10 protein-coding genes are annotated in these 8,245 nt (G+C 73.2%); 7 read left to right on the forward strand and 3 right to left on the reverse strand.

All coding sequences use genetic code 11. From position 1 onward, the window contains the following. From RIF68_RS18590 to RIF68_RS18610, 5 genes are all read left to right on the forward strand, one after another. A partial coding sequence (locus RIF68_RS18590; RefSeq protein ID WP_309052397.1) for a MurT ligase domain-containing protein occupies window positions 1-1,043 on the forward strand: 1,043 nt, incomplete at its 5' end. Between the two features lie 19 nt (window positions 1,044-1,062). Then, entirely contained in the window at window positions 1,063-1,791 is a 729-nt protein-coding gene (locus RIF68_RS18595) for a glutamine amidotransferase (RefSeq protein WP_309052398.1), read from the forward strand. A gap of 202 nt (window positions 1,792-1,993) precedes the next feature. After that, entirely contained in the window at window positions 1,994-3,019 is a 1,026-nt protein-coding gene (locus RIF68_RS18600; RefSeq protein ID WP_309052399.1) for a 6-phosphofructokinase, read from the forward strand. Between the two features lie 113 nt (window positions 3,020-3,132). Continuing rightward, a complete protein-coding gene (locus tag RIF68_RS18605) occupies window positions 3,133-4,086 on the forward strand; it encodes a cytochrome c oxidase assembly protein (RefSeq protein WP_309052400.1) in 954 nt (317 codons plus the stop codon). A gap of 356 nt (window positions 4,087-4,442) precedes the next feature. Next, window positions 4,443-4,655, forward strand: coding sequence for a hypothetical protein (locus RIF68_RS18610; RefSeq protein WP_309052405.1), 213 nt, complete (start codon window positions 4,443-4,445; stop codon window positions 4,653-4,655). 38 nt (window positions 4,656-4,693) lie between these two features. Here the strand turns inward: RIF68_RS18610 and RIF68_RS18615 are convergent, their stop codons facing one another. Then, window positions 4,694-5,044: a PRC-barrel domain containing protein gene (locus RIF68_RS18615; protein WP_309052401.1), complete on the reverse strand. Its 351-nt coding sequence runs from the start codon at window positions 5,042-5,044 to the stop codon at window positions 4,694-4,696. A gap of 77 nt (window positions 5,045-5,121) precedes the next feature. Next, on the reverse strand, window positions 5,122-6,123 hold the full coding sequence (locus tag RIF68_RS18620; protein WP_309052402.1) for a DUF3048 domain-containing protein: 1,002 nt from the start codon (window positions 6,121-6,123) through the stop codon (window positions 5,122-5,124). Window positions 6,124-6,202: 79 nt separating this feature from the next. Between RIF68_RS18620 and RIF68_RS18625 the strand changes: the two genes are divergently transcribed. Further along, the gene (locus RIF68_RS18625) at window positions 6,203-6,883 is read left to right on the forward strand and encodes a lysophospholipid acyltransferase family protein (RefSeq protein ID WP_309052406.1); all 681 of its coding nucleotides are present in this window, start codon (window positions 6,203-6,205) and stop codon (window positions 6,881-6,883) included. Window positions 6,884-6,903: 20 nt separating this feature from the next. Here RIF68_RS18625 and RIF68_RS18630 read toward each other — a convergent pair whose 3' ends face one another. Continuing rightward, complete coding sequence (locus RIF68_RS18630; RefSeq protein ID WP_309052403.1) at window positions 6,904-7,320, reverse strand: hypothetical protein; 417 nt, start codon at window positions 7,318-7,320, stop codon at window positions 6,904-6,906. Between the two features lie 283 nt (window positions 7,321-7,603). On the opposite strand from RIF68_RS18630, the gene RIF68_RS18635 reads away from it, so the two are divergent. Next, the coding region (locus RIF68_RS18635) for an LLM class flavin-dependent oxidoreductase (RefSeq protein ID WP_309052404.1) at window positions 7,604-8,245 on the forward strand (642 nt) is incomplete at its 3' end.

Below are 8,245 nucleotides of genomic sequence, written 5' to 3' on the forward strand. Positions count from 1 at the left end.
ACGGCAAGACGACCACGACCCGGCTCATCGCCGAGGCGCTGCGCGCCAGCGGTCCGGTCGTCTCCAACGCCCTCGGCGCCAACATGCCCGCCGGCATCACCTCCGCCCTGGCCGGCGGCTCGGACGCTCGCTTCGGCGTGATCGAGGTCGACGAGAAGTACCTCGCCGGGGTCGCCCGCGACACCACCCCCAAGGCGATCGCGCTGCTCAACCTCTCCCGCGACCAGCTCGACCGCGCCGCCGAGACCCGCATGCTCGCCGAGAAGTGGCGCGAGGGCCTCAACGGCACCAAGGCGGTCGTCATCGCCAACGCCGACGACCCGCTGATCGTGTGGGCCGCCTCCTCCTCCCCCAACGTGGTGTGGGTCGCCGCCGGCCAGATGTGGAAGGACGACGCCTGGTCCTGCCCCGCCTGCGGCGGTGTCATGCAGCGCCCGGGCGACGACTGGTTCTGCGGCGAGTGCGGTTTCCGCCGCCCCGCGCCCAGCTGGGCCCTCAGCGGCGACCACGTGCTCGACCCGCACGGTTCGGCCTGGCCGATCCGGCTCCAGCTGCCCGGCCGCGCCAACAAGGCGAACGCCGCCACCTCGGCCGCCGTCGCCGCCGTCTTCGGCGTACCGCCGCAGGTCGCCCTGGAGCGCATGTACCAGGTGCAGGCCGTCGCCGGCCGGTACGACGTGGTGTCCTTCCAGGGCCGCGACCTGCGCCTGCTGCTCGCGAAGAACCCGGCGGGCTGGCTCGAAACGTTTTCCCTGATCGACGGCCCGCCGGCGCCGGTGATCCTCTCCGTCAACGCGCGCGGCGCCGACGGCACGGACACCTCCTGGCTGTGGGACGTGGACTACGGGCGGCTCGCCGGCCACCCGATCATGGTGATCGGCGACCGGAAGCTGGACCTCGCCGTCCGCCTGGAGGTCGCGGGCGTCGACTTCCGCGTCTGCGAGACGCTCGACGAGGCCGTCGCCATGGCCCCGCCCGGGCAGATCGAGCTGATCGCCAACTACACCGCCTTCCAGGACGTCCGCCGCCGCGTCGGCAACTGACCCGTAGAGGACATGCAGCATGACTGACAGCAGCCTGCGCCTGGTCTGGGTCTACCCGGACCTGCTCAGCACCTACGGCGACCAGGGCAACGTCCTCGTCGTCCAGCGCCGCGCCGAGCAGCGCGGCCTCCACGTCGAGCGCGTCGACGTCCGCAGCGACCAGCCCGTGCCGACCTCCGGTGACATCTACCTCATCGGCGGCGGCGAGGACCGGCCGCAGCGGCTCGCGGCGGAGCGGCTGCGCCGCGACGGCGGCCTGAGCCGGGCCGCCTCCAACGGCGCGATCATCTTCTCGGTGTGCGCCGGCTACCAGATCCTCGGCCACGAGTTCATCAACGACCTCGGCGAGCGGGAGGCGGGCCTCGGCCTCATCGACGTGATCTCCACCCGCGGCGAGGGCGCCCGGTGCGTCGGCGACGTCCTCGCCGACATCGACCCGCAGCTGGGCCTGCCCCAGCTGACCGGCTTCGAGAACCACCAGGGCATCACCCACCTCGGCCCGACGGCCCGCCCGTTCGCGCGGACCGTCTTCGGCAACGGCAACGGGACCGGCGACGGCACCGAGGGCGCGTACAACGACACCGTCTTCGGCACGTACATGCACGGTCCCGTGATGGCCCGCAACCCGCAGATCGCGGACCTGCTCCTGAAGCTCGCGCTCGACGTCAACGCGCTGCCGCCGACGGACGACCGCTGGTACGAGGCGCTGCGCGCCGAGCGCATCGCGGCGGCCACCCAGCCCGCGTAGGGCACGCGGGAGGCCGCGTCGGTGCGGGACGGGCGCGCGGGAGACCGCGCGCCCTTCCCGCACCCCCGTCCCGTACGAAAGTACGGTGTCCACTGTGCGGACATCCGGTTCGGCCCCGCCGCCCCCGCGGCGATAGGGTGGCGGTGATCCAGCCGGACGACGTGGTCCGGGAGTCGGCCCACGTTGCAAAGGTTTTTGGGCTATGCGCATTGGTGTGCTCACCTCCGGCGGAGACTGCCCCGGTCTGAATGCCGTCATCCGATCCGTCGTGCACCGCGCCGTGGTCGACCACGGCGACGAGGTCATCGGATTCCACGACGGGTGGAAGGGCCTCCTGGAGGCGGACTACCGCAAGCTGGACCTCGACGCGGTCAACGGCATCCTCGCCCGCGGCGGCACCATCCTCGGCTCCTCCCGCGTCCAGCCCGCGCACCTGGTGGGCGGCGTGGAGCGGGCCAAGGGCCACGTCGCCGACCTCGGTCTGGACGCGATCATCCCGATCGGCGGCGAGGGCACCCTCAAGGCGGCGAACCTGCTCTCGCAGGGCGGCCTGCCGATCGTCGGCGTCCCGAAGACCATCGACAACGACATCTCCTCCACCGATGTCACCTTCGGCTTCGACACCGCCGTCACCGTGGCGACCGAGGCCCTGGACCGTCTGAAGACCACCGCCGAGTCCCACCAGCGGGTTCTGGTCGTGGAGGTCATGGGCCGTCACACCGGCTGGATAGCGCTGCACTCCGGCATGGCCGCCGGGGCGCACGCCATCGTCGTCCCCGAGCGCCCCTTCGACATGGACGAGCTCACCGCCCGGGTCGGGGAGCGCTTCGAGGCGGGCAAGCGGTTCGCGATCGTGGTCGTGGCCGAGGGCGCGAAGCCGCGCGAGGGCACCATGGAGTTCCGCTCGGGCGGCAAGGACGAGTACGGCCACGAGCGCTTCACCGGTGTCGCCAACCAGCTCTCGGTCGAGCTGGAGCGGCGTCTCGGCAAGGAGGCCCGCCCGGTCATCCTCGGCCACGTCCAGCGGGGCGGCACGCCGACCGCGTACGACCGCGTCCTCGCCACCCGCTTCGGCTGGCACGCGGTGGAGGCGGCGCACCGCGGCGAGTTCGGCATGCTGACGGCGCTGCGCGGCACGGAGATCACCATGGTGCCGCTGGCCCGGGCGGTCGAGTCCCTGAAGACGGTCCCTGCGGACCGCTACGCCGAGGCGGAGTGCGTGCTCTGAGGCCCGGCGCGGGCCGCCGCGCGGGCATCGGCCGCCCCCGGTCGCGGACGCGACCGGGGGCGGTTCTACTCTGGTGCGGACAACAAGCGCGAATCGGGCTCCAGGAGTAATCGATGGATCACAGCGGGCACGGCATGACCACGGATCTGCCGCCGTTCACGCTGGGGCGGGGCCTGGAGTTCTCTCCCGACCTCTTCTTCCTGATCGGCTGCCTGACGGCGCTCGGTCTGTACGGGTGGGGGGTGGCCCGCCTGCGGCGGCGCGGGGACGCGTGGCCGGTCGCCCGGACGGTGCTGTTCACCGCTGGTGTGCTGACCATCGCCCTCGTCATGTGCACCCGGCTCAACGACTACGGCATGGTCATGTTCAGCGTGCACATGGTGCAGCACATGGTGATCTCCATGCTGTCGCCGATCCTGCTGCTGCTCGGTGCGCCGGTGACCCTCGCGCTGCGGGCGCTGCCGGTGGCGGGGCGCGGCTCGACCGGCCCCCGAGAGCTGCTCCTGAAGCTGCTGCACAGCCGGTACATGCGGGTGATCACCCACCCGGCGTTCACGATCTCCATGTTCATCGCCAGCCTCTACGGCCTGTACTTCACGCCGCTGTTCGACTTCCTCATGGGGTCGAAGGCCGGGCACGTGGGCATGATGGTGCACTTCCTGATGGTGGGCCTGGTGTTCTTCTGGCCGATCATGGGCGTGGACCCGGGTCCGCACCGCCCCGGCTACGTGATGCGGATGCTGGAGCTGTTCGCCGGGATGCCGTTCCACGCCTTCTTCGGCATCGCCATGATGATGGCGTCCGAGCCGATGGTGAAGGCGTACGCGAACCCGCCGGCCTCCCTGGGCATCGACGCGCTCTCCGACCAGAACGCGGCGGGCGGCATCGCCTGGGCGTTCAGCGAGATCCCCTCCGTGCTGGTGCTGATCGCGCTGGTCTACCAGTGGTACCACTCCGAGCAGCGCCACGCCGTCCGCAAGGACCGGGCCGCCGACCGGGACGGCGACAAGGAACTGGAGGCGTACAACGCCTACCTGGCCTCGTTGCGGACGCGCAGCGGCGCCTAGGTCGTCTCCGTGGGGTCGCGCCCGGCCCGCGACTCCCCCGGAGCTCGCCCGGGAGGTGCCCCCCTGCGCACGCACGCTCTGCCCCGTGGCCCTTCGGGCACGGGAGGTGCCCCCGGCGCTGTCGGGATCACCCACGGACGCCCCGTACGAGGGCGACCCTCCGCCTTGCGATCCTCCCCTGGGCCCCGCGGGCCCGGACAGACCCCAGGCACCGGACGCCGCGGGCCCTGCCCCGCGGGCAGACGCCGCTACGTTCCGGACACGACCTGGAAGCACGCGGCGCGGTGGGGGGCGCGCGGGGGTGGCGCGGGGCGCGCTCCAGGGGTCACGATGGCTTCGAGGAGGGCGGAGCGATGATGTCCGGTCCCACGAAGACGATGACGGCACTCACCTGCGCGGCGCTGGTCCTGACGACGGCGTACACGGTGGGCCTCGGCAGCAACGGCTGGCTCTGGTTCGGCTGGATCGTGCTGGGGGTGGTGACGGTCGGGATGGCGGCGGCGGACAGCGCCACGCCCGGGGCGTCGCGCCCCCGGCGGCCCGGCGGCCCGGGGCCCTCGCGGCCGTAGGGCGGCGGGCCGGGAGGGCCGCGGGTCGCCTCAGCGGGTCACATGTGCCGGTTCGCGTAGTACCGCTCGACGAGCCGCAGGTGGGCGATGTCGTCGTCGTGCTGCCCGCGCTCGAAGTCGGGTGACGCGCGGACCCACTCCTTCGTGCAGGAGACGCGCACGGTCCGGCTCTCGTTGTCCACGCGCTCGACCAGCCCCGCGGGGAGCAGCACCTTGTGGCCGAGGATCCACGGCCCGGTGTCGACGACGAGGTAGGAGCGGCCGATGTCCTCGGTGTGCCGGTCGACCTTGCCGATGGAGCCGTCCGCCGCCTCGACCGCGTACCCGATGAGCTCGGTCCCGGGCACGTGCCCGGAGGTGCCGGAGTAGCCCCACATGTCGCTGCCCATGGCGTGCCACCTCTCTCGTCCGGAACCGTGTGGTCCGCCGTTGCCCGGGTCCGGGCGTCTACCCGGCGGGGCGCGGGCTACCCGCGCGGGGCCAGGACGATCCAGGTGCGGCCCGGCGCGAGGCTGAGCGGCGTGCCGTCGGGCGTGGTGAAGGCGGTTCCGGCATCGGCGGTGGGCCTGTTCCAGCGGGCCTCGTGGGCGCGGCCGTCGCGCAGGACCACCGCCGGGCCACTGCCGACGGTCTCGGTGTACGGGGACACGGCGCCGGAACGGTCGCGGAAGCCGGAGGGCCGGACGGTGACCCGCTGGACCACGACCGTGGTGGCGGTCACGGGGCCGGCGTCGGTGGTACGGGCGGGCCGGCCGTCCATGGCGACGCGCCAGGCGCGGTCGGCGTCGGACCAGGTGAAGGTGTAGCGGGCGGCCGGGTAGCGGACGGTCGTGGACGCGGTCGGGGTGCCGCCGTCGGGGGCGGGCCCGAAGCGCAGGCCGATGTCCGGCACGTGCGGGGCGTCGGGGACGGTGGCGAGGGCGCGCTCGGGCCGCAGGTAGAGGTTGTGCGGGGCGGGCCGGTCGGGGGAGCGCCGGAAGGCCTGGGGGGCGGTGTCCTCGGTGAGGGGGTACAGGGGTGCGGCGCGGAGCAGCGGGTGGAGGGCGCTCTGGGCCCCGGAGTAGGCGAGCAGCGGCCGGCCGAAGGGGCGCAGCAGCGCGATGTCGGACTCGCGGGCGCTGCGGACCGGGCCGGCCCGTTCCGGGAGGCGCGAGGAGTAGACGGCGAGGAGGCGGGTGGCGCCGCCCTCGACCTGTTCGACGTAGACGAGGTCGGCCGCGCCGAGGCCGGTGTGGGGGCGGGCCGCCGCCACGTTGTCGATCTTGACGGCGAGCGCGGGGGCCGGGCGGGCGGGCAGGCCGGTGAGCGGCGAGCGGCCGTCCGGGGCGGTCGCCGCGGACGTGGGAGGCATGGGCGACGGAGCCGGGGTACCCGTACCGGAGCAGCCGTACAGCCCGGCCGCCGTCGCCGCGCACAGCAGCGCGGTGAGGAGTCGGCCGGGGCGTCTCGCTGCGCGTTCGGCGGTCATGGTGACGCTCCTCCACCAGTGGACCACGGACGCGCGGGCGGTTACAACGGCCTTGACGGACGACGAACGGGGGTTGCCGGTGTTCTACCAGCTGTTGAAGTACGTGCTCCTCGGCCCGCTGCTCAAGCTGCTGTTCCGCCCGAGGACCGAGGGCCTGGAGCACGTCCCGGAGGAGGGCGCGGCGATCGTCGCGGGCAATCACCTGTCGTTCTCCGACCACTTCCTGATGCCGGCCGTCCTGGACCGGCGCATCACCTTCCTGGCGAAACGGGAGTACTTCACGGGGCCGGGGCTCAAGGGCCGCCTGACGGCCGCGTTCTTCCGGGCGGCCGGGCAGATCCCGGTGGACCGGTCGGGCAAGGAGGCGGGCCGGGCGGCGATCCGGGAGGGCCTCGGTGTCCTGGAGCGCGGTGAGCTGCTCGGGATCTACCCGGAGGGCACCCGCTCGCACGACGGGCGGCTCTACAAGGGCAAGGTCGGCGTGGCGGTGATGGCCCTGACCGCCGGGGTGCCGGTGGTGCCGTGCGCGATGGTGGGCACCTTCGAGATCCAGCCGCCGGGCCGCGTGGTGCCGAAGATCCGCCGGGTCACGATCCGCTTCGGCGCGCCCCTGGACTTCTCCCGGTACGCGGGCTCGGCGGACGAGAAGGCGGTGATCCGGGCGGTCACGGACGAGATCATGGAGGCGATCCGGCGCCTGTCGGGGCAGGAGTACGTCGACGCGTACGCGGCGGCGGTGAAGAAGGCGGCCGACGGCTAGGTCCGTGCGGCGGCAGCGTCTCAGGCGTGCTGCATCCACGTGTGCCGGCAGAACTCCCGCTCACACCGGGCGTCGACACCGCCCTCGTCGTCAGGCGGCGCGAGGTACTGGCTGCACGTGCAGACGTAGCAGAACAGAGGACCGCCGGGATCGTAGTCCGCGTCACGCAGACGGGCCTCGGCGGCCTCGCGTACCGAACGCCTGTGCCGCTCCAGCTCGGCGAAGTCGGACTCGTTCCGCCGGAACGCCTCGCGTTGCGCCTCGCTGAGGAGCGGCGGGACATCCGGACCGGGCGTGTGCGTCACCCCGCGGGCCGTGTGGGGCGGGGAGAACTGGGCGTTGTGTTCGGTCGCGGCCCGGTCGGCGGCCTCCTGGGTGGGGAAGAGCATGATGACGGCGAGGTCTTCCTCCGGGCAGTACACGTCCCACATGGTCATCGGAAAACACCTCCGCGCCCAGCGGTGCCGAGCTGCTGGGCCGAACGGAAGAAGCGGGCGGCGGAAGGTGCCCGTACCGGTGGGTGCGCCGCGGAAGCGGGGGAAGGTCACCCGGGCATCGGCCGTGAGCCCCGGCTGAGCGCAACTCCATTGTCCGGCCGGTGACAGGGGCCTGCCACCGGAGAAGTCCTCGGTCCCCTGCCACCGCGCTTCTCCCGGGCCACCGGTGCCCCGTGCCCGAATCCGGTTGCCGCCGCGTTCGCCGACTGCCCATCCTGCCGGGATGCGCTACTCCGTGAACCTTCCGAATTTCGGCGACTTCGCCGATCCCCGCAACGTCGCGACCGTCGCGACCGCCGCCGAAGAGGCCGGCTGGGACGGTCTGTTCGTCTGGGACCACGTCCTGCACCGCCGGCACCGGGGGCGTCCTTTCGGGGATCCCTGGATGCTGCTGACCGCCGCCGCACTGGCGACCTCCCGGATCGGGCTGGGCACCCTGCTGACCCCGGTCCCCCGGTACCGGCCGCAGCAGCTGGCCCGCCAGGTCGCCACCCTGGACCGGCTCAGCGGCGGGCGGGTGATCTTCGCGGCCGGGCTGGGCGGCCCGGTCGACGACGAGTACCGCAGCTTCGGCGACACCGCCGAACCGCGCGTGCTGGCCGAACGGCTGGACGAGGGACTGGAGCTGCTGGCTCGCTTCTGGTCCGGCGGTCCCGTGGACCACCACGGCCGCCACTACGAGGTCCGCGACGTGACACTGCTGCCGGCCACCGTGCGCCGGCCCCGTCCGCCCGTGTGCATCGGCGGCTTCTGGCCGCGCCGCGCGCCCATGCGCCGGGCCGCCCGGTGGGACGGCGCCGTGCCCCTGTTCGAGACGGCCCGGCACGGCGAGGTGCCGGACGTGACGGAGGTACGCGACCTGATC

Source organism: Streptomyces sp., from assembly GCF_031178505.1.
In the GTDB taxonomy this organism is placed as follows: Bacteria; Actinomycetota; Actinomycetes; order Streptomycetales; family Streptomycetaceae; genus Streptomyces; species Streptomyces gulbargensis.

Bases quoted from the DNA above. Each gene is read 5' to 3' on its own strand.
- RIF68_RS18605 (WP_309052400.1), top strand. From the start codon at position 3,133: ATGGATCACAGCGGGCACGGCATGACCACGGATCTGCCGCCGTTCACG.
- RIF68_RS18620 (WP_309052402.1), bottom strand. From the start codon at position 6,123: ATGACCGCCGAACGCGCAGCGAGACGCCCCGGCCGACTCCTCACCGCG.
- RIF68_RS18610 (WP_309052405.1), top strand. From the start codon at position 4,443: ATGTCCGGTCCCACGAAGACGATGACGGCACTCACCTGCGCGGCGCTG.
- RIF68_RS18615 (WP_309052401.1), bottom strand. From the start codon at position 5,044: ATGGGCAGCGACATGTGGGGCTACTCCGGCACCTCCGGGCACGTGCCC.
- RIF68_RS18595 (WP_309052398.1), top strand. From the start codon at position 1,063: ATGACTGACAGCAGCCTGCGCCTGGTCTGGGTCTACCCGGACCTGCTC.
- RIF68_RS18600 (WP_309052399.1), top strand. From the start codon at position 1,994: ATGCGCATTGGTGTGCTCACCTCCGGCGGAGACTGCCCCGGTCTGAAT.
- RIF68_RS18630 (WP_309052403.1), bottom strand. From the start codon at position 7,320: ATGACCATGTGGGACGTGTACTGCCCGGAGGAAGACCTCGCCGTCATC.